27 protein-coding genes and 1 other annotated feature are annotated in these 25,531 nt (G+C 39.1%); of the genes, 24 read left to right on the top strand and 3 right to left on the bottom strand.

Annotated features, from left to right (window positions below; genetic code table 11):
• Positions 1-125 precede the first annotated feature (125 nt).
• The 17 genes from CR194_RS10725 to CR194_RS10645 all read left to right on the top strand — a co-directional run bounded on the left by CR194_RS10725 (position 126) and on the right by CR194_RS10645 (position 15,074).
• Complete coding sequence (locus CR194_RS10725; protein WP_110609652.1) at positions 126-1,115, top strand: LacI family DNA-binding transcriptional regulator; 990 nt, start codon at positions 126-128, stop codon at positions 1,113-1,115.
• Between the two features lie 127 nt (positions 1,116-1,242).
• On the top strand, positions 1,243-2,574 hold the full coding sequence (locus CR194_RS10720) for a carbohydrate ABC transporter permease (RefSeq protein WP_110609651.1): 1,332 nt from the start codon (positions 1,243-1,245) through the stop codon (positions 2,572-2,574).
• 15 nt (positions 2,575-2,589) lie between these two features.
• On the top strand, positions 2,590-3,411 hold the full coding sequence (locus tag CR194_RS10715; RefSeq protein ID WP_110609650.1) for a carbohydrate ABC transporter permease: 822 nt from the start codon (positions 2,590-2,592) through the stop codon (positions 3,409-3,411).
• A gap of 332 nt (positions 3,412-3,743) precedes the next feature.
• Positions 3,744-4,574, top strand: coding sequence for a M23 family metallopeptidase (locus tag CR194_RS10710; RefSeq protein WP_110609649.1), 831 nt, complete (start codon positions 3,744-3,746; stop codon positions 4,572-4,574).
• Between the two features lie 4 nt (positions 4,575-4,578).
• On the top strand, positions 4,579-5,400 hold the full coding sequence (locus CR194_RS10705; RefSeq protein ID WP_146035937.1) for a M50 family metallopeptidase: 822 nt from the start codon (positions 4,579-4,581) through the stop codon (positions 5,398-5,400).
• A gap of 55 nt (positions 5,401-5,455) precedes the next feature.
• Positions 5,456-6,943: an Rne/Rng family ribonuclease gene (locus tag CR194_RS10700; protein WP_110609647.1), complete on the top strand. Its 1,488-nt coding sequence runs from the start codon at positions 5,456-5,458 to the stop codon at positions 6,941-6,943.
• Positions 6,944-7,029: 86 nt separating this feature from the next.
• Positions 7,030-7,109 (top strand) — a sequence feature (ribosomal protein L21 leader region).
• 12 nt (positions 7,110-7,121) lie between these two features.
• Entirely contained in the window at positions 7,122-7,430 is a 309-nt protein-coding gene (gene rplU / locus CR194_RS10695; RefSeq protein ID WP_110609646.1) for a 50S ribosomal protein L21, read from the top strand.
• Positions 7,431-7,443: 13 nt separating this feature from the next.
• Positions 7,444-7,773 carry a ribosomal-processing cysteine protease Prp gene (locus tag CR194_RS10690; protein ID WP_110609645.1) on the top strand — a complete coding sequence of 110 codons (330 nt, stop codon included), beginning with the start codon at positions 7,444-7,446 and terminating at the stop codon, positions 7,771-7,773.
• Between the two features lie 19 nt (positions 7,774-7,792).
• Complete coding sequence (gene rpmA, locus CR194_RS10685) at positions 7,793-8,086, top strand: 50S ribosomal protein L27 (RefSeq protein ID WP_110609644.1); 294 nt, start codon at positions 7,793-7,795, stop codon at positions 8,084-8,086.
• Positions 8,087-8,190: 104 nt separating this feature from the next.
• The gene (locus tag CR194_RS10680; RefSeq protein ID WP_110609643.1) at positions 8,191-8,931 is read left to right on the top strand and encodes an MBL fold metallo-hydrolase; all 741 of its coding nucleotides are present in this window, start codon (positions 8,191-8,193) and stop codon (positions 8,929-8,931) included.
• A 337-nt stretch (positions 8,932-9,268) separates the two neighbouring features.
• On the top strand, positions 9,269-10,243 hold the full coding sequence (locus CR194_RS10675) for a PstS family phosphate ABC transporter substrate-binding protein (RefSeq protein WP_110609642.1): 975 nt from the start codon (positions 9,269-9,271) through the stop codon (positions 10,241-10,243).
• A gap of 128 nt (positions 10,244-10,371) precedes the next feature.
• The gene (gene pstC, locus CR194_RS10670; protein WP_110609984.1) at positions 10,372-11,373 is read left to right on the top strand and encodes a phosphate ABC transporter permease subunit PstC; all 1,002 of its coding nucleotides are present in this window, start codon (positions 10,372-10,374) and stop codon (positions 11,371-11,373) included.
• A complete protein-coding gene (gene pstA / locus CR194_RS10665; protein WP_110609641.1) occupies positions 11,366-12,220 on the top strand; it encodes a phosphate ABC transporter permease PstA in 855 nt (284 codons plus the stop codon). Before pstC ends, pstA begins: the two co-directional genes overlap by 8 nt.
• A gap of 45 nt (positions 12,221-12,265) precedes the next feature.
• Entirely contained in the window at positions 12,266-13,084 is an 819-nt protein-coding gene (pstB, locus tag CR194_RS10660) for a phosphate ABC transporter ATP-binding protein PstB (protein WP_110609640.1), read from the top strand.
• Between the two features lie 13 nt (positions 13,085-13,097).
• Entirely contained in the window at positions 13,098-13,757 is a 660-nt protein-coding gene (gene phoU / locus CR194_RS10655) for a phosphate signaling complex protein PhoU (RefSeq protein ID WP_110609639.1), read from the top strand.
• Between the two features lie 31 nt (positions 13,758-13,788).
• Positions 13,789-14,565, top strand: coding sequence for a response regulator transcription factor (locus tag CR194_RS10650; protein ID WP_233254317.1), 777 nt, complete (start codon positions 13,789-13,791; stop codon positions 14,563-14,565).
• Positions 14,566-14,714: 149 nt separating this feature from the next.
• On the top strand, positions 14,715-15,074 hold the full coding sequence (locus tag CR194_RS10645) for a YisL family protein (RefSeq protein WP_110609638.1): 360 nt from the start codon (positions 14,715-14,717) through the stop codon (positions 15,072-15,074).
• Between the two features lie 478 nt (positions 15,075-15,552).
• Here the strand turns inward: CR194_RS10645 and ald are convergent, their stop codons facing one another.
• The 3 genes from ald to CR194_RS20865 all read right to left on the bottom strand — a co-directional run bounded on the left by ald (position 15,553) and on the right by CR194_RS20865 (position 17,338).
• Positions 15,553-16,674: an alanine dehydrogenase gene (ald, locus tag CR194_RS10640; RefSeq protein WP_110609637.1), complete on the bottom strand. Its 1,122-nt coding sequence runs from the start codon at positions 16,672-16,674 to the stop codon at positions 15,553-15,555.
• Positions 16,675-16,832: 158 nt separating this feature from the next.
• On the bottom strand, positions 16,833-17,048 hold the full coding sequence (locus CR194_RS10635; protein ID WP_110609636.1) for a KTSC domain-containing protein: 216 nt from the start codon (positions 17,046-17,048) through the stop codon (positions 16,833-16,835).
• 62 nt (positions 17,049-17,110) lie between these two features.
• Positions 17,111-17,338, bottom strand: a complete 228-nt coding sequence (locus CR194_RS20865) for a thioredoxin family protein (RefSeq protein WP_110609635.1) — start codon at positions 17,336-17,338, stop codon at positions 17,111-17,113.
• 238 nt (positions 17,339-17,576) lie between these two features.
• Here CR194_RS20865 and CR194_RS10625 point away from each other — a divergent pair, with 238 nt between their 5' ends.
• From CR194_RS10625 to CR194_RS10595, 7 genes are all read left to right on the top strand, one after another.
• Positions 17,577-19,400 (top strand): sensor domain-containing protein, encoded by a 1,824-nt coding sequence (locus tag CR194_RS10625; protein WP_158282240.1) that lies wholly within the window; start codon positions 17,577-17,579, stop codon positions 19,398-19,400.
• Between the two features lie 156 nt (positions 19,401-19,556).
• Entirely contained in the window at positions 19,557-19,985 is a 429-nt protein-coding gene (locus CR194_RS10620) for a disulfide oxidoreductase (RefSeq protein WP_269845711.1), read from the top strand.
• Positions 19,986-19,992: 7 nt separating this feature from the next.
• Positions 19,993-20,466, top strand: coding sequence for a thioredoxin family protein (locus CR194_RS10615; protein WP_110609632.1), 474 nt, complete (start codon positions 19,993-19,995; stop codon positions 20,464-20,466).
• 44 nt (positions 20,467-20,510) lie between these two features.
• Positions 20,511-20,771: a hypothetical protein gene (locus CR194_RS10610; protein ID WP_110609631.1), complete on the top strand. Its 261-nt coding sequence runs from the start codon at positions 20,511-20,513 to the stop codon at positions 20,769-20,771.
• A 438-nt stretch (positions 20,772-21,209) separates the two neighbouring features.
• A complete protein-coding gene (locus CR194_RS10605; RefSeq protein WP_110609630.1) occupies positions 21,210-22,886 on the top strand; it encodes a glutathione ABC transporter substrate-binding protein in 1,677 nt (558 codons plus the stop codon).
• 142 nt (positions 22,887-23,028) lie between these two features.
• Positions 23,029-23,952 (top strand): nickel ABC transporter permease, encoded by a 924-nt coding sequence (gene nikB, locus CR194_RS10600; RefSeq protein ID WP_110609629.1) that lies wholly within the window; start codon positions 23,029-23,031, stop codon positions 23,950-23,952.
• A 14-nt stretch (positions 23,953-23,966) separates the two neighbouring features.
• The gene (locus CR194_RS10595) at positions 23,967-25,523 is read left to right on the top strand and encodes an ABC transporter permease subunit (protein ID WP_110609628.1); all 1,557 of its coding nucleotides are present in this window, start codon (positions 23,967-23,969) and stop codon (positions 25,521-25,523) included.
• Positions 25,524-25,531 lie beyond the last annotated feature (8 nt).

Here is a 25,531-nt window from a genome sequence, read left to right as displayed (position 1 = left end):
ATTTTAGACAAAGAAAAGCAAACAATCGATAAAACTTTAAGCTGTTATGTTAGGACTATTTTCCATGACAAATGTTTAAAGAATGTGAGCTTTTCTTTCAACCAAGTACAGGTGAGGGGATAACGATGGCAACCATTAAAGAAGTAGCGGCTAAAACTGGTTTGTCACCAACAACCGTTTCTAGAGTTATAAATAATCATCCATACGTTGATGATTCAAAAAGGAAAAAAGTTTTGCAAGCCATGCAGGAACTAGGGTACGTTCCAAACTCATCCGCTAGAAGATTACGGGGGCAGAAGACCAATACAATTGCAGTAATCATTTCTAGGATTGTGAACCCGTTTTTCAGTCATCTTGTTGATGCGATGGAGCGAATTGCAGGTGAAAAAGGTTATCAACTGATTTTATGTGACTCAAGGTTAAATAAAGATCGGGAATTAGCCCATTTAGAATTACTTAAAGCGAAACAAGTAGACGGGATTATTTTAGCTTCTCTTCAAAATGATTGGGAAGCCATTGAACCTTTTACAAAGTATGGTCCTGTTATATGTTGCAATGAATATGACATTAAAGCACAAATGCCTGTTATACGCTGTGATCAGCAGTATGGCGGATATATAGGAACGAAACATTTGATTGAAAAAGGTCATACTAAAATTGCTTATGCAGGTGGGGCAGATCGAATTCAACTTACCCTTGATCGCAAAACAGGATTTTTAAAAGCATTAAAGGAACATGGCTTAACCTTGCCAGAAGAATGGATGTTTCCCAGCTTTTACGGAATTGAAGATGGGAAAAATATCTTTCAGCGAATCTATGCGATGGAAGATCGTCCTACGGCGATATTTGCCGGAGGAGACGAAGTGGCTGCAGGAATTATTCAAGAAGCTAAACGGTTTCATTGCCGTGTACCTGATGAATTAGCTGTAGTAGGGTTTGATAATCAGCCTATAGCGGATCTAATCGATCCAGGAATTACAACCATTGAACAGCCAATGAAACTCATGGGGACAAGGGCAATGGAAATGATGGTGGATATGATTAAAAACAAAAAGAAAGTAACCTATAAAAAAGAGATTTTACCGCTACAATTAGTGGTTCGCCAGTCTACTTAGGAGAAGATGGTGAATTCGCTATTCCCTCTACTGAAATCGATTTCAGTTACACTTTAATTTTCTGTTTTTGACCTTATTTATAAGTTTTAGAAATTGAATCAATTGAATCCTGTAAAGGAGGATGAATATGGGAAAGAAGAAAGGTTTTCAGTTAAGTGAATCACAACTAGGTTATTTAATGGTTTTACCTGCCCTTGTCCTAATCGCAGCGGTTACTCTATGGCCGGTGGCACAATCATTTTGGAACAGTATGTTCGACTATCGTTTAAATGACCCAACAAGAAATCAAACCACACTCAGTTACCAAATTGACTTAGAAACATATGCGAATAACTACTTTTATATTGACCGGGATCTTAGTTCATTAGAGGATGAAGCGGAAGGGACAGATCTTCAGCCCATCGTCATGCAAGTTCGTCAGGATATAGACACGTATCATGAAGAGTTAACTACTCTACCTGAAGTGCAAGAGCAATATGAGATCGTTGATGAGATGGTGATGAATTTCGAACCAGTTAATGACAGGGATCTAAGATATTCACATCTTGACAATGATTTTGCTGAAGGATATATCGATCTATTGGAAGATGCACAAGATACCTTTACAGATTCGATAGCTGAAATCGGAGATGGGGATCTTGAATCCTCTTTATCCCAGGCAACGGCGACACTTGCTTCAGTTGACCGCAGTCTGATTCGGCCAAACTTCATTGGCTTGACTAACTACGGAAAGTATTTAACCGATGCTAGAATGTGGTCAGCTATGTGGAACACTGTCTTTTTCACTGTCGTGTCGGTGTTTTTTGAATTAACGATTGGTTTGGCTGTTGCGCTAGTCATTAACCGGGCATTTATTGGCCGTGGAGCGGTACGAGCGGCTGTTCTAATCCCCTGGGCAATTCCAACAGCGGTCAGTGCGATGATGTGGAACTACTTATACGATGGACAATCAGGGGTAGTCGCTCACTATTTCGAGCAACTCGGTTTAATTTCAGACGCCTCAGTTCTATTAAGTACAGGCTCAGGGGCGATGTTCTCAATTATTTTAGCTGATGTCTGGAAAACGATGCCGTACATGGCACTGTTATTGTTAGCGGGGTTACAAACGATCCCAGAATCATTGTATGAAGCCGCGGAAGTAGATGGTGCGAACAAAATGCAACAATTTATTAATGTTACCTTACCGATGCTTAAGTCTGCCATTCTTGTTGCTTTACTTTTCAGAACATTAGACGCATTCCGGGTATTTGACTTGATTTATGTATTAACAGGAGGCGGACCAGCGAACAGCACGGAATCCATTTCCGTTTATGCGTACCAAGTTCTTTTTGCACAATCGAACTTTGGTGAAGGGTCTGTTTTATCCGTGATTGTTTTCTTAGCGGTAGCCTTGATCAGTATCGTCTTTATCAAACTGATTGGCTCTGACTTATTTGATGGAAAAACAGGCAAAAACTAAAGGAGGTTATTCAACATGCGAAAACGAGCGGGTGCTTCATTTTATATCTTTTTGAGCTTGTTCATCTTTGTGATCATGTTCCCTTTCTTATGGGTTTTCCTTACATCGATCAAGCCAACGATTGAAATTTTTGGCGGGTTCAATTGGTTTACTAGTAATCCCACGTTTCAATCTTACGAAAATGCAATTAATACACGACCGCTTTTTCTTTATATGTGGAACAGTATCGCGATCTCATCTTTAACAACGATCATTGCCATTTCAGTGGCATCGCTTGCGGCTTACTCTGTCACACGGCTGCCGATTAAATTCAAAGGAACGATTTTGGGGATTGTCCTAGCGGCAGCAATGTTTCCGCAAATAGCGATTATTTCTCCTATCTTCAATTTAATCCAAGGATTAGGTCTTCGTAATAGTTACATGGGGCTTGTAATTCCTTATATCACAATCAGCTTACCTTTAGCCATATGGATTTTAGCTACGTTCTTTAAGAAGATTCCCTTTGAATTAGAAGAATCTGCAAAGTTAGATGGGGCAACTCCCTTTCAAACATTCAGAAAGATTATTTTTCCATTGGCTGCACCGGGAGTTTTCACTACGGCGATTCTCGTATTTATTGCCGCTTGGAATGAGTATTTATTCGCTTTAACAATTAATTCAGATGATAACTGGCGCACGGTACCGGTGGGGCTTTCCATGTACCAGTCCCAATATACGATTCCGTGGGGGGACATTACAGCCGCAACGGTCATTGTTACCATTCCGATTGTTATCATCGTTTTACTCTTCCAACGCCGTATCGTTGCTGGGTTAACGTCTGGATCGGTAAAGGAATAACTTAGAGACCTTTTAATCTGATTCGTTAAAAATAATTACTTGTTGTTCATCACGTTTACACGTGGTTTGCATATCATATCAATACCCCCTTATATTGATATAAATTTTCCCTTCTATTTATTTAGAAGGGCCTTTTTTTGTGTTGTAGACCTTGAAAATTAACGTCGAATCTATTGTTATGACATCGTCCTCTTCTACTACAATCACGCCCATGACAAATCAAAAGACTTTTCCACTAGCCTCCCTTTTTTTCATTGTGTTTCTGTTCTAACCCTTTAGGACAAGACATAACTATCAATTAAGACGACACTATTGACGAGGATGAGGGGCATATGGATCACAATTTATCTAAGTTAAAAAAGAAAATGGACGCTAAAAGACGCCAAAGAAAAGTGAAGAAAGTACCGGAAAAGCCTAGGACGAGGCTTTATGGTGAAGGTTACCCTATGTGGGGGATGAAACATGATGAAGAACGTGAGGACACAGTTTACTCATTTGATGAAGCGAAAGGTATAAAGGCTCCTCAGCAAGACACAGAACCATTTTTTCGAAAAGATGCTTTCATGATGCAAGTGTTAGCTAGTATTTGCTTGTTCTTGATAATAGGTATTTTATTTCAAACGAGCAGTCCGGCCTTGGAAGGAGCACGTAATTATATTCGTACCTCTTTTCAAGAAGAGTTCCAGTTTGACCAAGTAGCTTTGTGGTACGAAGATCTTTTCGGTAGACCTCTTGCCTTAGTACCTACTCAGATGGAAACCGTCGCCCCTGGTGATATGGAAGAAGAATTCCAAGATCAATTTGCTTTACCAGCTACTGGAACAATTAAAGAAACATTTGATGAGAATGGGCGAGGGATCTTTGTAGAAACGAACGTGAATGAATCTGTTGAAGCAGTTCGAAGCGGCATTGTTCGATTTATAGGCGAAGATGAGGAGAATGATTTAGGAAAAATAGTGATTGTCCGGCATTATGATGGCAGTGAATCATGGTATGGGATGTTGGAGAGTATTCATGTGAATCTTTATGATCATGTGGATGGAGGAGAAATATTAGCCCAAGTGTCCACACAGGAGACTAATGAGAATATTGGCGTGTATTATTTTGCCTTGAAAGAGGGGGATTCTTTTGTAGATCCTATTGAAGTGATCTCTCTTGATTAACCTAGTGAAGAAAATAAAAATTCATCCTATATTATGGGCCATTTTTGCTGTAGGAGCATTAACAGGACTGTTTAAAGAAATACTCATGCTCTTTGTCATCATTTTGGTCCATGAAATGGGACACGTTCTTATGGCTTATAAGTTTGGTTGGCGGATTCGACGCATCTTGCTGTTGCCTTTTGGGGGGATAGCGGAGATGGACGAGTATGGGAATCGCCCTGCGAAAGAAGAGATTTTAGTGACATTGAGTGGTCCGGTGCAACATGTTTGGATGATTGGAGTGAGCTTCCTTTTATTGAACAGTCCCTTTTGGTCTGAGGGAGATCATAAGCTGTTCCTTTTTCATAATGTGACGATATTATTGTTTAATTTTCTGCCGGTCTTCCCTTTGGACGGCGGGAAATTATTTTTCTCGTTACAGACCTTATTTCTTCCATTTCAACGGTCATACCATCTTAGCTTTACGGTTTCCTTTATGGTATTATTATGTCTAACTTACGGCAGTTTATTTCTTCTTCCTTTTCATTTAAACTTAGTACTCATTCTCTTTTTTTTATGGATTCATCAGTATTTAGAGTGGAAACAGCGCCACTATCATTTTCTTCGATTTATTCTTGAGCGGAAAAGAATGAGGAGAAAAAAGCGGAGGAAGTACTTAAAAGTCCTTCCGTCATTAACGGTATCTCAAGCAATAAGATCGATCTACCGTGAGAAAGAATTGACATTCATATGTTCAAATGATGCAGAAATTCCAGAAAGAATTCTTTTAGATGCTTTTTTTGAACGAAATTATAAAGATGTCCCCTTGTCGCAACTAATGAAGTAAGAATAAACTCGTCACTGGGCAAGTGGACATTCTCCAAATAAAGGGGAGCTGTGGAATGGACAGGAAAATTATTCTCCATAGATGGATGAATGATATGCGAGGAGCGCTACTTGAAGAAGGAAAAGTAGTTGAATGGCTATTCGACACACCGTCAGAAGGGCCTCAGCCAGGCATGATTTTCAGAGGGCAAGTGGTAGATGTTCTGCCTGGGATGGATGCGGTCTTCGTAGACATTGGAGCTGAGAAAAATGGTTTTTTATATAAAAAAGAACTAGTCAGTTATCACCGCTCCATAAATGAAGCGGATGGATCAGGCGCAGAAAAACCAATTTCTTCTTATATGACTAAAGGTCAATGGATCAACGTACAGGTGAAAAAAGAGGAAACAGGGTCAAAGGGAGCGAAGTTAACGGAACTCTTATCATTCCCTGGGAAATACCTCGTTTATCTACCTGAAGCGAATTATGTAGCTGTTTCAAAGAAAATGAACGATGAAGTCCGTGATGAATGGCGAGCTCAGGCGAGAGAGTGGCTCGAAAATGACGAAGGGATCATTATTCGGACAGTAGCAGAAGATAGGTCATCTGAAGAAGTGTATGAAGAATTAAGCAGACTAAAAGACACGTATCAAGAAGTTTTATCAATAGGGAAACAGACTTCAAAAAAAACAATGATGCTCTATAACGACTCCTCCTTAATGGATAGAGTGATCAGAGACTTTTTAGATGATGAGAATACAATGGTTGTCGTGGACCAACTAGATGACTACCAATACATTAAGAAGCATGAACACAAGCAATCGCTATCGAAAGTCGAGCTCTATAGAGGGAAAGAGGATATCTTTACTCATTATGATTTACATAAAACAATGGAAAAGTCGTTGAAACCATTTATATGGATGAAAAATGGCGGATCACTTCAAATCGATCATACAGAAGCGATGACTGTGATAGATGTGAACTCAGCTAAATTTATTGGGAAACAGGGATTAAGGGAAACTGCGTTAAAATTAAACGTTGAAGCAGCAAAAACAATCGCTGACCAGCTTCGACTAAGAGATGTGGGCGGAATCGTGTTAATTGATTTTGTAGATATGTCTTCAGATGAAGATCGTGCGGAGGTTTTGAAAGTCTTAAGAAACCAGTTGAAAAAAGATCGGACGATGACAAGTGTGCTTGGGTTTACGAAATTAGGGTTAGTTGAAATGACTCGAAAAAAAACGAGAAAGACGCTCCAAGAATCCTTGCTCCGGTCATGCTCAGTTTGTGATGGGACCGGGAAGGTATTGAAAGAAGAAGAAATAGCTCGAGAGATGGAAATAGCCATTTCCTCCTTAAGGAACCTAGAAGAGGACGCTGTCCTAATAGAAGTTGCAGAGAAAGTGTATACTTTATATAAGACTGAAGCGAGATCTAGGCTAGCTAGAATCGAAGAACAATCGGGAAAGGAAATTTACTTGAACAAAAGCAATACGAACACATTTACGATTCGTATAATTGGCTCGGTCGAAGAAGTTCGAAAACGCTGGGAAGGCCAAGGATAATTCACTCGATTTAAAAGGAAAGCTTTCATTGACATGTTAATTTCTTATATGGTATGATTTCCTTTGTTAGTTGTTTGGTTGCGCCCAAAGAACTGCAACCGCGCGGACCAGGTTTTAAAGCAAAATGTTAAGTTTTGCACCTGCGATGGCGAGTCTGAGTATTGAAGGAGGTGCGCACATGTACGCAATTATTGAAACTGGTGGTAAACAAGTGAAAGTCGTTGAAGGACAAGAAGTTTACGTTGAGAAGCTAGACGTAGTTGAAGGTGATACTGTTACTTTTGACCGTGTTCTACTTATTGGTGGAGACGAAACAAAAGTAGGTTCTCCATTACTTGACGGAGCTACAGTTACTGCAAAGGTTGAGAAACAAGGCCGCGCTAAGAAGTTGACTGTATTCAAGTATAAAGCGAAAAAGAACTACCGTCGTAAGCAAGGTCACCGTCAACCATACACTAAAGTAACGATTGACGCTATCAACGCTTAAAGGTGTGCTGACGATGATTCAAATAACATTTGATCGGAATGATGATGGATTTATTCATACCTTCACCATGTCTGGACACGCAGATTCAGGTCCTTATGGACATGATCTCGTCTGTGCCGGAGCTTCAGCTGTAGCATTTGGAACAGTAAACGCTATTGCAGAAATTTGCCATACAGAATTAGATGTGGAAATGAAGAATGACGGAGGGTTTCTCCGCTGTCGAGTTCCTGAAAAGTTACATCGTGACACAGATGAAAAAGTACAACTATTACTAAATGGCATGCTTGTTTCCATGAAAACGATGGAAGAGCAGTATAGCCAATTTATACGTATTGAATCGTAAATAGCAGGAGGTGAAGACCATGTTCTTGAATTTAGACCTTCAATTTTTCGCCCAGAAAAAGGGTGTAGGTAGTACAAAAAACGGTCGTGACTCAATTTCCAAACGTCTAGGCACGAAGCGAGGAGACGGACAATCTGTTACAGGTGGTTCGATCTTAGTTCGTCAACGCGGAACTCGTATTTATCCTGGAGTAAACGTAGGAAAAGGTGGAGACGACACACTATTTGCTAAAGTGGATGGCGTTGTTAAATTTGAACGCGTAGGCCGTGACCGCAAACGAGTGAGTGTATACCCAGAAGTACAAGAAGCATAAGACTGTCTATAATGAAGACTCTAATGATTAGCTGATAATCGTTAGAGTCTTTTTTGTTCTCTATTATTAAGCTTATTAGGGTTTCAATCGAAAGGAGTTTTAAGATGAAATTAACTGTCATTGGTTTTTGGGGAGCGTATGCAGGAAAAAATGAAGCAACCAGTTGTTTTCTTATAGAAGAGGAAAACACAAAAATTTTGTTAGATTGCGGAAGTGGCGCAGTTTCTCAACTGCAAAATTATGTAGAATTAAAAGAATTAGATGCTGTTGTCCTCAGTCATTATCACCACGATCACGTTGCTGATCTAGGAGGACTCACATATAGCCGAGTCGTAGACATGAATTTAAAGAGAACGGATCACCCTCTACAAATTTATGCTCATGGAGAAGATAAAAATGAGTTTCAGAAATTAGGGAAACCACCGTATTCGCTCGTTACACAATATGAAGTTGCTCAACCAATTACAATTGGCCCATTTTCAATATCTTTTCAGAAAACCTCTCACCCTGCTCCGTGTTTTGCGATGAAAATAACCTCTACTATTACAGGGAAATCGGTTGTTTATACAGCTGACACCACCTATGATCAAAAGTTGGTTCCGTTTTCTATAAAGGCAGACTTATTGCTCGCTGAAACGAGCTTTTATGCCGATCAAACGGCAAATACTTTTGGACATATGAACAGTGATGAGGTAGGTCGTTTAGCTAATGAAGCTAAAGTAGAAGCTGTGATGCTTACTCACCTTCCTCATTTTGGGAATCACCAGCAGCTAGTTAATGAAGTTTCCCAAAGGTATCAGGGACAGGTGATATTAGCAAAAACAGGTGAACAGATGCATATATAGTCATGGAACAAGCTCAACATTGAGCTTGTTTTTTTAATTGAATGTTAATTAGCTACTACCACACTTCATTATGGTATTAGACTACTCGCTCCATCATCCCCTTATAAATAGCCATGCTTCCATTTAAAAAAGGAACCCGTGACTATGTGTGGATCCTAATGAAAAAACGAAGTTTATTTAAGCAAAGGGTCCAAGCAATAAATGAACTCTTTACATACTATTTACAAATCATTTACGCAGCATTCATTCTAGCTTAACAATACAAGATTATACTTTGAATTGTGGTCAAGAGATCACTTATAGAGAAATCATAAGAACTAAGAGGAGGAAATGAATCGTGAAAAAGTACAGCTTATCAATGATGATTGTAGGTCTTATGGCAATAACTGCTGCTTGTGGTGGGGGAGAAGACGAAGCTTCTGGTAATGGAAATTCTAATAACAATAATAACTCGGCTGCAGGAGACAACAGTGCAGAAGAAATGCCTGAAGGATACTTAGATATAAGAGGTTCAGACACGATGGTAAACCTTGGTCAAGCCTATGCTGAGGAATATATGGATCACAACGAAAATGGTGATGTGTCAGTAACTGGTGGCGGATCAGGAACAGGGGTCGCAGCCATGATTAACAATGAAGTAGACATTGCTCAGTCTTCTCGTCCTATGACTGAAGAAGAATTGTCGGATGCTGAAGCGAATGGCGCAGAGCCCCATGAATTTATTGTAGGTCAAGATGGACTTGCAGTAGCGATTAATAATGATAACCCAGTTGAAGAATTAACGGTTCAACAAATTAAAGATGTCTTTACTGGTGAAATCACTGACTGGTCTGACTTAGGTTGGGACGATGGCGGCGAAATCACTGTGTATTCTCGTCAATCAAACTCTGGGACATATGTTTACTTTAACGAGAACATCATGGACGGTGAAGACTTTGCAGATGGCGCAATGTTTATGCCAGGTTCTTCTGCCATCCGAGAATCTGTAGAGCAAGAAGTTAATGCGATTGGTTATATTGGTATTGGTTATATTGAAGGAATAGATGCTGTAAATGTGGCATTAGACGAAGACAGTGAGTATGTTACTCCATTTGAAGAATCAAATGTAGATGACGGATCGTATCCGATTGCTCGCCCACTTTACTTTTATGTTAATGGAACACCTGAGGGGATCATGCTTGACTATTTGAACTGGGTATTGAAGTCAGATGAAGCTAGTGACATCCGCTATGATACTGGTTTCTATCAAATTGGGGATGACAACCAAGCTGCAAATGAAGAAACGTTTGAAGAATTAGGATTAGACTGGTAGAAAGAGAGAGTTGAGGAGAGAGATGTTCTAATTTGGAACATTTCATCTCCTTCTTTATTAACCGAGATTTCATTGATATGAAACAGTTTAACGTTCACACGTTTATGACAGGAACAGGAGGCAAGACAATGTCTTTACAACATGCTGAAAAAGAAGTGAATCAAGAAGTTGAAGACTTGAAGATTGTAAATAAAGAAACACTTACCCAAAAATCATTTAAATCTAACACACTAGATTTCTTAATAGAAAAAATGTTTTTCGTATTTGGTTCAATCGCTATCTTCGTTCTACTGTTAATTTTGTTTTTCTTGATTAGAGAAGGATCGGGCGCAATAAGAGAAGTGGGGATTATGGAATTTTTAACAGGTACAAGATGGTATCCGTCCTCTCCACAAGGAGCCGGTTATGGTGCATTACCGTTTATTCTTGGTTCTTTAATGGTGACAACTGGAGCGCTAGTGATTGCCATCCCATGGGGGATTTTTACAGCTATTTTCATTGCTGAAATTGCACCGAGAAGAGTGAGGGAAATCCTTAAACCAGCAGTGGAAGTGTTAGCGATTTTTCCATCAGTTGTCCTTGGGTTTATTGCGTTAGTGATCTTATCACCTATTGTTGCAAATGTTTTTGGCTTATCTAATGGATTAACAGCTTTAACGGCTTCGGTCATCTTGTCTGTAATGGCCTTGCCTACGATTATTAGTATCTCTGAAGATTCCATTAAAAGTGTTCCTAAAGATTACCGTGAAGCCGCATACGCTCTAGGTGCCACACGCTGGGAAACGATTAAGACCATCACTGTACCAGCAGCTAAATCTGGGATTGTTGCAGGGGTTATGCTTGGTTTTGGCCGTGCCGTTGGCGAAACAATGACTGTATTAATGGCTGCGGGAAATGCGATCAACATGCCAATTACAGAATTTCTTGGTGTTACTTTGCCGAACTTTCTCACGTCGGTGCGAACATTGACAGCGAATATTGCAATTGAAGGCTCTGATGTTCCATGGGGAAGCTTACATTACAGTTCCTTGTTCGTGATTGCTTTAATTTTATTTGTGATTACATTTATCGTTAATTTAATTGCTGATTTATTGATCTCAAGACAAAGGAGGAAGTTAACCAATGAGTAAACAATTAGAACAGAAACTATGGTTTACAATTTGTGGCGCTTTCGCCTTTTTCACCATAGTCGCGTTAGGGTTGCTGTTATTCTCTATTATCCGTGAAGGTGCACATGTTATAAGCTGGTCGTTTATTACGCAACCACCTCAAAGAAACATGACAGAGGGAGGAGTATGGCCTGCATTAGTTGGAACATTTTATGTGGCCTCTTTAACAATTATCATCTCAGTGCCTGTTGGGATTGGTGCAGCGATTTACTTAAATGAATATGCTACACAAGGACCGCTTGTTCGTGTGATTCGAATGAGCATTAGAAACCTTGCTGGTGTTCCATCAATTGTATATGGCCTTTTCGGTCTAGCAATCTTTGCTTCATTTTTGAAAATTGGCGTCGGGTTAATTACCGCTGCGATCACGTTAGCAATCATGGTTTTACCATGGGTCATTACCGCGTCTGAAGAAGCGTTGAAATCTGTGCCTACTTCTTTTAGAGAAGGCGGACTTGCCTTAGGTGCGACGAAGTGGCAGACGATCCGCCAACTAGTTTTACCTTCAGCTATTCCTGGAATGGCGACAGGATCTATCTTAGGACTGGCTAGAGCAGCAGGTGAAACAGCACCGATTATTTTAACGGGTGCCGCTTATTTCTCTAGAAACCTGCCTACAAGTCTAACGGATAATTTCATGGCTTTACCTTATCATCTATACATTTTAGCCACACAGCATGCTCAAGCTAGTGCGGTTAGACCAATTGCCTATGGAACAGCTCTCGTTCTAATTATGTTGGTCATTTTATTAAACATGTTTGCGATCCTTTTAAGAAACTACTACCGAAAGAAAAACGAAGTGTTATAGATAGATAGGAAGACAGTTTTTGAAAAATAGAATGGAGGAATGACAATGTCTGCGATTCAAACTGTAGTAAAAGAAAAACAAAAGTTGTCCTTAGATAAAGATGTGCAAGAAGAAAGTATTATTTCTGCGAAAGGTTTAAACCTTTGGTATGGAAACGATCAAGCTTTAAAAAATATTAACTTAGAAATTCCCGAGAAACAAGTGACGGCGATCATCGGTCCTTCAGGTTGTGGGAAATCGACCTTTTTAAAAACGGTTAACCGAATGGTTGAATTAGTACCCATTGTTAAAATCAATGGAAATATAGACTATCACGGAGTAAATATTTTCGATTCAAAAGTTAATTTAGTTGAATTACGTTCATCAGTAGGGATGGTTTTCCAGAAACCAAATCCATTTCCGAAATCTATCTTTGATAACATCGCATTTGGACCCCGAGTGCATGGAATCAAAAAGAAGGCAGAATTAACAAAAATTGTTGAAAAAAGTTTACGTGCATCAGGACTGTGGGACGAAGTAAAAGACCGCTTGGGCGAATCTGCATTGGGATTATCTGGGGGACAGCAACAAAGATTATGTATTGCTAGATGTTTAGCTGTTGAGCCTGAAGTCATTCTTATGGATGAGCCAACATCTGCGTTAGACCCTAAATCGACATTGAAAGTAGAAGAACTTATCCAAGAATTAAAAGAAAAGTATTCAATTATTATTGTAACTCATAATATGCAGCAAGCTGCGCGTATTTCAGATAAGACGGCCTTTTTCCTTAACGGTGAAGTGGTTGAATTTGATAACACGGATAAGATCTTTTCTAATCCGACTGACAAGCGTACAGAAGATTATATTACAGGCCGATTTGGTTAAGGAGAGTTGATATATGCCTATGCGTGGCGGTTTTTTAGCAGAATTAAGGGAACTAAAAGAAGAAATCATGTTGCTAGGTTCAATGGTTGAAAAGGCCTTTGAAGATGTTCTTACAGCGATTGAAAATGAAGATGTTGCCAAATTCAATGAAATTATTAAAAACGATAAAAAAGTAAACTCCCTTGAACTTGATATCAATGAAAAAGCAACGTTATTGATTGCGAAGCAGCAACCAGTAGCTTCTGATTTAAGAAATATCATTGTTGCATTAAAGATTTCAAGTGATCTAGAGAGAGTTGGTGATTTAGCTGTAGATATGGCTAAAGCAGCTCAAAGAATGGATCGAATGTCGTATTTTAAAGATTATCAATCGGATCTAATGGCCATGGCCACAAAAACAAGCAAAATGATGCGAGAAGTACTTATCGCATACCAGCAAGGAAATGTCATCGAAGCGCAACATATTGCCAACGTGGACGACGAGGTAGACGAGGCTTATGGACAATTCGTTAAATCTATTTTTACTATTAAAATTGATGATAAAGAAACAGCTGAACAAGTGACTCAAATGGCTTTTATTGCTAGATACATTGAACGAATTGCTGACTACTGCACGAACATAGCTGAATGGATTATTTACGAAGTGAATGGCGAACGCTTTGATTTGAACTAAGAAACTCTTGTGGAGGAAAGTTGTTGATTTCATGAGTGAGAAAAAAATGGCACCAACAATTTTAATCGCCGAGGGAAACGAAACGCTGCGCACAGATATGGAAGAAACCTTTCAGAAACACGGATTTGAGACTTGGGCAGTGGAGAATGGGTTGGATGCTTTAAAGGCGACCACGTCGTTAAAACCTGATGCGATTGTTATTGACCTAGACCTTCGGAAACTGGGTGGATTAGACTTATGCAGGGAATTAAGACAATCACACCACCTTTGGATACCAATCATTTTAATCTCGAGGAAGATCGATGAAATTGATGCTGTCCTAGGTTTGGAATTAGGTGCAGATGATTATATAGTCAAACCTCTTAGATTAAAGATACTAGTAGCTCGAGTGAAATCAATTATACGAAGAGGAAATTTGTGTTGCTATGATACGAATGAAAACCAAGGTGATAGAAATGGATCGTCACAGAAGTTATTAAGAAATGGAGATTTAACTCTGGATCCGACTCACTTTTCTGTATACAAAGATAACGAAGAAGTCATCGATTTTACCCGAAAAGAGTTTGAGCTTGTTTATTTTTTGATGAAAAACAAGGGAAAAGCATTTTCCAGAAAGCATCTGTTAAAAGTTTTGTCTGGGAATGATTCTGAGTTAGACGAAAGAATAATAGATGTCTTTATAAGTAGAGTTCGCCAGAAAATAGAACCTCATAAACGTAATCCAGTCTATATTAAAACGGTACGTAATGTCGGGTATATGATGAAAGAGATGCCCGTATTGACTAAGGGGATGCAGCAATCAAGATGACAGCGAGATATGATAATGAGGAAGCCGTTCAATAATGGACGGCTTCTTTTCTTTCCATTAAAACTGTTTACTACAATACTATTTACATATATAATCAATATTCGATATACTTCTAAACAGTGAAGGTATTGGATAAAGGAGGCAATTCAATGTGGCAATATGAGACGTTCATTCATTCTCATGCACTATTTTGGTTTATTACGATGGTCTTATTTGGATTGACAGTCGTTTTCTTAAAGACTGGGAAAAGAAAACCAGCGAAAATCATTCAAATGACCTTAAGAGTTTTCTATATTCTCCTTTTCGTTACCGGAGGAGGGCTAATCATCATGAATCTATGGTGGGGCACGGTTGTAAAAGGATTATTAGCTTTTTGGTTAATTTATGTCATGGAATTGATTTCAAATCGCATGTCGAAAAATGAGTTGACAGTCCGAACATCGATTTTATTTTGGATTCAGTTCATCGTTTCTTTTCTAGCTGTCCTTTATTTTGGTTATTTCGTTTAATGATATTTTCGTTTGTATATAATGAGTTAGCCCGGGATGAGCCAGAATTGTATAAACATGAATATTTAGCAATCATACAAAGGACTTGAGCGTTTTTCTCAAGTCCTTTGTTGCCGTTTCGACTCTAACCTTTTAATACCATATCTTTTACACAAGAATCCAGTGCTTCTGTTGAAGAGATGCTAGCGTCTGTAGAGGAGCAAAATAACCGAATACAATCAATCGTTGAAAGTTTTAATGAACTGGAGAATTTAACAGAGAAATTAGGTGTATTAGCTAGTCAAAAGGAAGCATAGAAGGCTTTGCTTTTTATGGTGGGGTCATGACGGTTCATGCTGCGCAGTCAGTACCGGCGTAGCATGAACCGTCATGACTCGGCTGATCAGGACGAAACGATGAGGGAAAATGTCTATTATACAAAATAGAGGCAGTCACCTAAAGTTATCCTTTAAGTGACTGCCTCTGTATTTAAATAGATTTATACTAGTTTTAATGCTTGCTCCACTGGTACGTAATCGTAATCTAAATCGTGGGCAACGGCTTCATAAGTAACATGACCATTAGCGGTGTTGACCCCTTTGATTAAACCAGGAGTATTTTTCAATGCATAAGGTAAACCGTGTTTAGCAATTTGCAATGCATAAGGTACTGTAACGTTTGTGAGACCAATTGTTGAGGTTCTTGGGACAGCCCCTGGCATATTTGCAACGGCATAGTGGACGACGCCATGTTTTGTATATGTTGGATCATCGTGGGTGGTAATCTTGTCCACAGTTTCAACAATCCCACCTTGATCAATAGCAACATCTACGATAACCGATCCTGGTCTCATTTCTTTGATCATCTCTTCCGTTACGAGCTTCGGTGCTTTAGCTCCAGGGATAAGGACAGCCCCTATAACAAGATCAGATTCTTTCACTGCTTGAGCAATATTTAACGGATTACTCATCAAAGTGTTGATTTCCGTGCCAAAAATATCGTCCAATTGTCGCAGTCTTTCTGGACTTAAGTCCATGATTGTTACATCGGCACCAAGCCCCATCGCAATTTTTGCAGCGTTTGTTCCAACAACTCCACCGCCAATAACCGTTACTTTCCCTCGCTTAACACCTGGAATGCCAGATAGTAGAACGCCACTTCCTCCATGAGGCTTTTCAAGGAATTGTGCGCCAATCTGAGATGCCATGCGACCTGCAACCTCACTCATAGGAGTTAATAATGGTAGAGTTCTGTTAATTTCCACCGTTTCATAAGCGATAGAGGTCACTCCTTTTTCTGTTAAGGCTTTAGCTAGTGCTGGAACAGCGGCTAAGTGTAAATATGTAAACAAAATCAGTCCATCTCTAAAGTAAACATACTCAGATTCCAATGGTTCTTTTACTTTCATCACCATGTCGACTTCAGCCCATAGCGATTTCACGTCGCTATATAGTTCTGCTCCTGCTGCAATATAATCTTCATCAGTGAAACCGCTTCCAATTCCAGCTTCTGTTTCTACAATAACTGCATGGCCTGCCTGCTTGAGTGTGAGAACTCCAGCTGGAGTTAGCGCTACGCGATTTTCGTTATTTTTTATTTCTCTAGGTACCCCGATTTTCATAAATACACCCTCCTCATTTCTGAAAAATAGCTTATCCACCGTCTATTGTAACGAACTCCTCATGGATCTACCACCTTTTTCAAGAAATAAATGAAAGATGAAATAAAGTCGGAATATTTAAAAAGGCAAAGCTTCAATGTGAAGGCTTTGCCTAATTATTACGTATTTACATTCCGGGATGGAAATCTTGGTTCAATTTTTTCGTGGAAAAAATCTTTCATTTGGTTACTGGATAAGAGCCCGACATAATCCATTTGAGTGACTTCAGAATAGATAATATAAGCACCGGAAGCAAATCGGACGTGTAATTGCCTTAAAGCTCCATCATAACCAATCGATGTAAAATAACTGTCGTTTAATTCTGTTGTTTCCATTATAATCCCCCTATTAAAACGATTATGGATAATATACCCAAACAGAGGGGGTTGCAAACACTTTATAAGAAACACTTTAAAATTTCTTCTTTGGATAAGACTTTCCCACTAGATATCAGGTTTCCATCTATATAGAGTGCAGGTGTATAAAAAGGATGCTGTGAGGATGCCTTGGAATGATCGACAGAAATAAATTCGGCCTGAAGACCTAATTGGTCCATAACATCGGATACTCTTTTCTCGAAAAGTTTACTATTAATTGTGGAATTTATATAGATTTTAACATCCATTTTTTCACCTCAAATTTACGTTTCGTTTTTTATAGTATAGACGATTAAAGAGCACTTCGACTCAATGAAGTGTGAAGATCACATGGCGAAATTGTTACTATTTTGCGAATAAATAAGAATGAAACCGAACTGTGGAAATACCAAATATAATAAAAAACTTGCGTCTAAAGACTCATTCGTCATAAAATGTAAATAGTTGCTTATGAAGGAACAATCTCACAACTCTAGGAGGGGGAAGATGAGAAGATCACCAATCAACAAGGACGTTGACGATGCACCATTGAACAAAAACCGTTCATTATCACCTGAGTGGTTAAAGATATTATCTAAACGCATTCTAAAAGGGGATTCCTGGGATGAAAAAGAGTCCTTTTTAACTTCTTCCATTAGCGTTTTGAAAAAAGCGGTGGAAGATATCTCATTAGTAGTCGTTACAGGCCCCGATGGAGAAGTAACGTACGCAAGTGAGGAATACATACAAACCATGCAATTTGACCAGGAGGAAATTGTAGGTAAGAGCTATTTCGACAGAATTGATGTAAACACAATGAACGTCACTGATTGCACTGTGTTGACGACGGCGATAAAAGAGGGGTATGACATTAAAGTTGAGTCGAGGCATCAAAAGAAGAATGGCTCATTAGCTGTGTTGGAAACTGCGGTCTTTCCATTAGTCCATTCAGGGATGAGATTTGCGAACTTAATCCTTCATCAAGATATTACCCCATTAAAGGAAGCGGAAGAAACAATCAAAGAATTAGTGACCGTAGATGTATTAACAGGTCTGAAAAACCGAAAACAATTTGAACTGGATCTTCAGAAAATGATTACATCTTATCAATCCTTAAGTAAAAGTGCGGCTGTGCTTTTTATCGATTTAGATCGTTTCAAATACTATAACGACACGTTAGGGCATTTTACTGGAGATAAATTAATAGAAGAAATATCCAAGGAACTCGTTTTGTTTGAAAATAGCCAAGTGTCGGTTTATCGTTACGGCGGAGATGAATTTACAATATTAATGAGAAATGAACCTGAGAGAGAAGCAGTAGAGTCTGTTGCTCGAAAAGTGTTAGCAAGATTCCAGAAACCATTTCTCGTTCTAGATAATGAATTATTTATTACCGCCACTGTAGGTATTTCTCTTTACCCTGAAACGGGGGTCGCATCAACTCCTTTAGTTCAACAATCAGAAATAGCCATGCAACATGCTAAAGAAAGAGGGAAAAATCATTATCAAGTTTATGAAACCTCTTTAAGGACAAAGAGAGATGAGCGGCTAAGAATTGAGAAAAGATTAAGAAAAGCGACTGAAAATCAACAGTTTCAATTGTATTATCAACCACAAGTGGATTTAAAAGAAAATAAAGTGGTTGGATTTGAAGCGTTGCTTCGATGGAACGATGAGAAATTGGGCGACGTTTCCCCAGGAGTATTCATTCCGATTGCTGAAGATTCAGGACTCATTTTTCCAATAGGCGATTGGGTCTTAGAGCAAGCATGCTATCAAGCTAAACAGTGGTATGACAAAGGGTTCTCTACTAGAATGGGAATTAATATCTCTCCTAAACAATTTCAGAGACCTGACTTTGTCGGGAAAGTGAAAAACATTATTGAAAAAACAGGCGTAAATCCTAGTCTGCTTGACTTGGAAATTACAGAAAATGATTTACTGTATAATCGTGATGAATGCTTCAAGACGTTAAAACGTTTAAAGGACATTGGAATTCAAATTTCCATTGATGACTTCGGGACAGGGTATAGTTCACTTAGTTACTTGAGAAGATTTCCTATCGACACACTGAAGATTGACCAATCATTCATTAGAGAAGTGATAGAAAATACTAATGATCAAGCGATTGTAACGTCCATTATCCAACTTGCTCATAACATGAACATGAGAGTTATTGCAGAAGGTGTTGAAACAGCTGAGATGGTGATGTTCCTGAATGAACGAAATTGTGATGAGATGCAAGGGTTCTTATACAGTAAAGCTCTTCCAGCTGATAATGTCATGGACTTTGTCAATGAAAAAGAACCAACCGCTGTCCTCCACTCATAAAGCACGGGTCGAACTTCCAAGGAAAAGATGATCCTTGAAAAGTTCGATTTTTTGTGACGTTGTTGAACTATGGAGAGGTTGTCCTTTACAAAGGGAAGGTTCTTTCGATACATTAATAGTGGGGAAAAAAGCAATATAAAGATTGGAGAGATCAATTTGAAAACAAGTGAGCAAAAAATAGAGCTGGCTATGCTTTCGGCATGGGGGATTGCTCTGATGGCAACGCTAGGCTCGTTGTATTTTTCGGAAATCCTGAATTATATTCCATGTGAGCTTTGCTGGATACAACGAATTTTCATGTATCCTCTTGCAATAACGTTAGCGATAGCCACCGTGAAAAAGGATGTCCGCCAAGCCTACTACACGTTACCTTTGAGTTTAATTGGGTTAGGTTTTTCAGTCTATCATTATATGCTTCAAAAAATCCCTTTTCTTTCATCAGTAGGTGAAGCTTGTGGAATAATTCCATGTAACTATCAGTACATAAATTACTTAGGCTTTATAACGATTCCATTTTTAGCTACAGTAGCTTTTCTACTGATTTCATTGCTCATGGTTTGGGTTATTAAAACATCAAAGGAGTGAAACATCAATGAAAAAAGTTATTATTTTTGGTAGTGTCATCGTCTTACTGTTTGTGGCAATTGCCTTTCTAACTTCGTATCAAAATCAGCAGCAAGCAGAAGGAAATCCTTTCGAAAAAGATCGGCTACACAGTGAAACGATCGATCAACTTGATGACCCCCATTATCAGAATATCATTCTGCCTGAAGAATTAGATGAAAAGTTAGCGAATGAGGAAGACGTAACGGTTTATTTTTATAGTGGTCAGTGTGAGTTCTGTAATGAGGCGACACCAATCCTAGTTCCGAAAGCAGAAGAAATGGATGTCGACTTGAAGTTGTATAACATTTTAGAATTTGATCAAGGCTGGAATGATTATAATATTGAGGCGACTCCTTCGATTGTTCATTATGAAAATGGAGAAGAAGCTGCTAGATATGAAGGGTTGTTTGATGAAGAAACATACGGTCAGATTTTCCAGCAAATTTCTGATAGTGAATAATCTAAAAGAACTTACTCATCATACGTAATAGGAGGCGAATCGAAATGGAACGATTATTAAAATGGATTGGCATTGGTATTTTCCTTGGGTGGAGTGTAGCTATATTAGTTAATTACTCTATATATCAGCACGCAACGACTCAGTTAACCTTTATTCACCCCATTGTCGATGGAATTTTGTTTATGGGGCTGATGTTTGGCTTGTATTTAATGATCTGGAAAAGTCATAAGAAAAAAACGTCCACGGCTACAATGCAGTTAGGTGTTTTAGGTGTATTGTCAATGGTACTGGCAGTAATATTTTAAGTGTAAGTCAAGACAATCTCTTCCCGGAGGTTGTCTTTTTTGATAAGTTTGACGCTTCAACTTAGCTGAAGAGTTCAGTATTGAATAAAAAGTCAGAATTTTTAAATTTATTGGGTGTAATTGGTTGAGAGTAAAAAGTTCTTTATTCATGACCTTAAATGAGGGGTATTTGGATGATTTTGTATTAATATGTATGAAATTGATTGAATTTAGCGTATTATTGTATAAAATTTGTCTGTAAAGAATGAATATTAAACAACACCCAATTAATTTATTGGTTCACCCGATTTACCTCTCCTTTATTCCTTGATGTATAGAAAGAAAATGTGAAAAATCCTGTAATTACAACGAATTTTCAGAAAATAATCCCCTTTTTAGTAAATTGGCATAATCCTTGCATCTTATATACATGACAAACTAAAAAGGGGAGATGAGTGAATGTTAAGTAGAAAAGGAATCTGGTTATTGATTGTCTTGTCATTTATGTTTATTTTAGCGGCGTGTCAATCCAACGACGAAACTCCGAATGATGAAAGTAATAACGGGGTTACAGAAGAAGAAGTGAATGAAACAGAGAATGATAACACAAATGCAGGAAACACCAATGACAATGAAGAGGTTAATAATGAAACGGATGCAAGCTCCGAAAGCGGAGGGGAAGTAACTGTAGGAATTGAAGCAGAACCTACGTCCATGGATCCGCATAATACGACAGACGGAAACTCTGCTACTGTGCAAAGTACAATGTTTGAAGGATTGCTTCGCTTTGATGAAGATATGAATATTGTGAATGTGCTAGCTGAGGATTATGACTACAGCGATGATGCAACAGAGGTTACGTTTACTCTTCGTGAAGGAGTCACTTTTCACGATGGCACAGAATTCGATGCAAATGTAGTAAAAGAAAATTTAGATTTCGTTCGTGATTCTGAAAATGGCTTAGCCAGGTCTTCGTTTTTCTCTTTTATTGATGAAGTAGAGGTTGAGGACGACTTTACTGTAACGATCCGTTCTGAAGAACCAAACTCTGCGATGGCTTCTTATATGGCCCACTCTTCAGCGGCTATGAAGTCTGTTGATGAAATTGAGAAGAAACAAGAGGATGAAGATTATAACCTAGACAGAGAAGGGGCAGTTGGAACAGGTCCTTTCCAATTTGTTGAATGGCGTGATAGCGAGCATGTTATTGTAGAAAAATTTGATGACTACTGGAACGAAGAGGAATTAGCTAGAGTAGATCAAATTACATTTAGACCTGTTCAAGAAGCAAGTACGAGAGTAAATATGCTGCAAACGGGAGAAGTCGATCTTATTTTCCCAATCCCTACATTAAATGCTGCAGAACTTGAGGAAGAAGAAGAGATTGATTTGTTTACAGGTCCAACGACAGATGTGTTCTATATTGGGATGAACTTTGAAAATGACAAATACGAAGATTTAGATGTTCGTCAAGCTATGAACCATGCAGTAAATAAAGATGGCTTAATTGCGCAAGTTCTAGATGGTTATGGAACGATTGCTGATTCAGCGATCGCACCTAATGTCTACGGTTATTCAGGTCAACCGATCTACGAATACGATGTTGAAGGTGCTCAAGAACTTATGGATGGCAGTGAGCAATCTGATGGATTTGAAGCGACCCTTTGGACAAGAAATAGCACTGAATTTATTTCAGTAGCAGAATACGTCGCAATCCAGCTAGAAGAAATAGGAATTGACGTTGAAGTGCAAGCGTATGAATCTGGGACGTTGTTCGATATGTTAGATGCAGGCGAAGACACTGATATGTGGATCGGACGCTGGTCCCCAGGTACTGGTGAAGCTGATTACGGTCTCCGTCCGAACTTTGCTTCTGACAGAGTGCCACCGAATTTCAATAACTCAGGCTTCTATATTAATGAAGAACTAGATGAAATGTTTGATGAAGCGTTAGCGACGCCTGATGAAGACGAAGCGATGGAAATTTATGCAGAAATTCAGCAAAAGATTTATGAAGATGCTCCGTGGGTATTCTTGCATATCCCAGATGCGATCATAGCTAAGAATCGCGATTTAGTAGGTATTTATGTTTTACCTTCTGGTGCAGTGAACTTAAATCTAGCTGAATTCCAATAATTCATTAAGAGAAGATGAAGACTGGAAACTCAAAAGAATGAAGTAGGGTCTTTTGAGTTTCTTCTTCTTTTTCGAAAACCTGGTATACATTACATAACCATCGTCTATGGGAGTGTTCGCAATTTGAAAGGAAGGTGGTCAAATGCTTAATTTTGTTATTAGAAGGCTTCTTGGTATGATTCCTATATTATTTATTATTACCATAATTGCGTTTTTATTTGTTCATTTAACGCCAGGGGATCCTATCCGCATTATGTATGGGGCAGAAATAGACCAAGAGACCTACGAACAAATGAGAGAAAGAGAAGGGTTTAATGATCCTCTCGTCGTTCAGTATGGAAGATATATGTATAACATGGCGATTCAAGGAGACTTTGGACAATCGTACCGAACGAGGTCGGATGTGTCTGAAGAAGTCCTGAGGCGGTTTGGGTACACGTTTATATTAACGATCCTTAGTATGTTTTGGGCGATATTGATTGGAGTGACCGTAGGGATTATTTCGGCAACGAAAAGAAATTCCATCTTAGACCGATTAGGTATGATTTCTACCATCACTGCACTCAGTATTCCAGAGTTTTGGTTCGGACTTATGATGATGCAGATTTTTGCTGTTCAGTTTGGCTGGTTCCCGACAAGTGGAAGTGGAACGTGGCTTCATTTAATATTACCTTCACTCACATTAGGTTTCGGTGTAGCTGCGACCATCGTTAGGTTTACAAGGTCTAGTGTACTCGAAGTCCTTCGTGAGGATTATGTACGAACGGCGCGGGCGAAAGGTCAAAAAGAATCAGTTGTTATCTGGAGTCACGTACTAAGAAATGCGTTAATCCCTGTAGTTACGATGGCAGGCCTACAATTTGGCTTCCTGATCGGAGGGGCTGTTGTTGTAGAGCAAGTATTTGCTTGGCCTGGTTTAGGTTCCTATTTAATTGACGGGATTTTAACAAGAGATTACCCAGTCATCCAAGCATTAATTCTTTTATTTTCGTTTCAATTTTTATTAATTAATCTACTTGTGGATATCAGTTACGGATTTTTGAATCCACAAATTCGCTACGAATAGGAGGGGGAAACATAATGGACAAGCAAAAGAAAAATTCTCCTTTCCGGATCTTTTTACGGAAATTTCTAAAACAAAGATTAGCTGTTTTTGCTTTCGGCTTAGTCATCATGATTCTTTTAGTTGGAATATTTGGCCCATTGTTTGCTCCATACGATCCACATCGACCTGTCACTGCCCAGTACGCAGATAAAGGGATCGATGTCGATCAGTTAACAAGTTCAACGGTCCAATTAGAAGGAAGATTAAGTAATGGTGAGGTGGTTGACCAATCAGAACTTCCTCAATTGCAGACAGAAACGGAGAATCGCCGAATCGCCTCTATTCGAAGGACACAATCCGGTGTTCAAATTAGTGCTAATACTTCAGGAGCTACAGAGGCTGTTATAGAGAGTGGAGATGTATCTTCAGTTGCAGAGATCCTTGTAGAGGGAGAGGTACCCCTTGATGACGTGGAACCAATAGTGTCTCAGATTATCATTGCTCAACCTGAAGAAGCATTTTCCATAGGAGACGAGTATCAGATCAATTTCGAAGCATTGAAAACGGATGGATCGGAAATCACAACAATTGAAGAGTTACGCGCATATACAGAAGAGAAATACGGAGCAGACGAAGAAGAAGATACAAGCGGGTTCCAATCAGGGTCTTCCGAAAATGAAGATAGCGCTAGCTTTCAACTTCGTTCATTAACTGAAGACGTAGTTACAGTGAACGAACAAGGGGTAGTGCAGTTCGAGGAAGAAGGAGAAGGGATCGTTCAAATTCAATCTGGAGATGTGAGCTCTGTCGTTCAATTTCAAGTAGGGAATGAACAAGTGGAACCGATTTTAACTGGAATCTATCTTGAAAGTACAACGGTTGAATTAACCGATGCTTATAAACATCAAACACCTTCATCCATGCATATTTTTGGAACGGACCATCAAAATCGTGACATCTTAAGTCGAGTGATTCATGGAACGAAAGAAACGTTGCTCATAGGATTCGTTTCTGTTGCCATCGGTACAGTGATTGGAACGGTTTTAGGATTGCTAGCCGGTTATTACGGAGGATGGCTCGATAGTTTAGTCACTCGTATGACAGATGTGTTACTTGCCTTTCCGGGGATTTTATTAGCTATTGCCGTCATCGCCTTTTTAGGGGCGGGCTTAACGAATATTATTTTCGCTGTGGCGGTTTTCACCATCCCAGTATTTATCCGAATTGTGCGAGCCTCTACCCTTTCTTTAAAAGAAATGACTTACGTCGAGGCGGCAAAGTCCATTGGCGTTCCGAACACAGTGATTATCTTTAGACATATTTTCCCTGGGACGTTATCTGTTGTGATGGTGTATTTAACGATGCGTATTGGGGTAGCAATTCTTATTGGAGCCGCATTGAGTTTCTTAGGTCTTGGAGGAGATATTACTGCTCCAGAGTGGGGATCGATGCTGAGTGCAGCAAAAGATAACAGTAGCAACATTTTTCATGCAACATTCTTTCCCGGTCTCGCCATTGTAATTACAGTATTAAGTTTTAACATCTTTGGGGATGGACTTCGGGATGCCCTCGATCCAAAGCTGAAGGAGTAGTGATGACC

This window comes from Salipaludibacillus keqinensis, assembly GCF_003226325.1.
GTDB classification, from domain to species: Bacteria; Bacillota; Bacilli; order Bacillales; family Salisediminibacteriaceae; genus Salipaludibacillus; species Salipaludibacillus keqinensis.
The sequence above is the reverse complement of the archived record's forward strand: the minus strand, read 5'-3'. Positions and strand labels throughout refer to the sequence as shown.